The sequence below is a fragment of the Demequina muriae genome (genome assembly GCF_030418295.1).
GTDB lineage: Bacteria > Actinomycetota > Actinomycetes > Actinomycetales > Demequinaceae > Demequina > Demequina muriae.
Genome location: NZ_JAUHQA010000036.1, coordinates 1 through 570, shown reverse-complemented (window position 1 = coordinate 570; position 570 = coordinate 1). Strand labels below are relative to the sequence as shown.

Sequence of the window (570 nt, the reverse complement as noted above, 5' to 3'; positions counted from 1 at the left end):
CAGGACGGAAACCTCGCGCCCATCGCTGGTGGCCCTGCCGATCCTGCCCGCAAGAGCGCAGGGGGCACGGTGGTGACCAACCCTGACGGCTCGACCACGATCATTCCGGCAGGCAAGGCCAACACGCAGGAGTTGAACAACGCCGGCTTCTATCAGCGCATGGTGCAGGCCGACAAGGATCTGAGTTCGCTTGAGCAGAAGGGCTACGATCCGACCAATCTGCGCGACAAGCTGACCGCTGGCGGGACGTTCAACGCACTGTCTTCCGCTGACGGCCAGAAGTATCACCAAGCGGCGATGAACTGGGTTCGCGCCAATCTTCGCAAGGAGTCTGGCGCTGCCATTGGCGCGGCGGAAGCAGAGCAGGAGTTCCGCAACTACTTCCCGCAGATCGGTGACTCGGATGCGGTCATCGCGCAGAAGGCGCAAATGCGGCAGGTCGTGGAAGATGCCATGCGTACGGCCGCAGGCCCGGCCATTGGTCGGGTGACTCAGTCGCAGCAGCCCGCACCCGCGCAATCAGGCGGCGTCGATGAGCTCCTGTCCAAGTACGGAGTGCAGTAATGCCGA

At 63.3% G+C, this 570-nt stretch carries 1 protein-coding gene; it reads left to right on the top strand.

Going from position 1 to position 570, the window contains the following annotated elements; translation table 11 throughout:
- The coding region (locus tag QQX02_RS13240; protein ID WP_301143835.1) for a hypothetical protein at positions 1 to 564 on the top strand (564 nt) is incomplete at its 5' end.
- Positions 565 to 570: the final 6 nt, after the last annotated feature.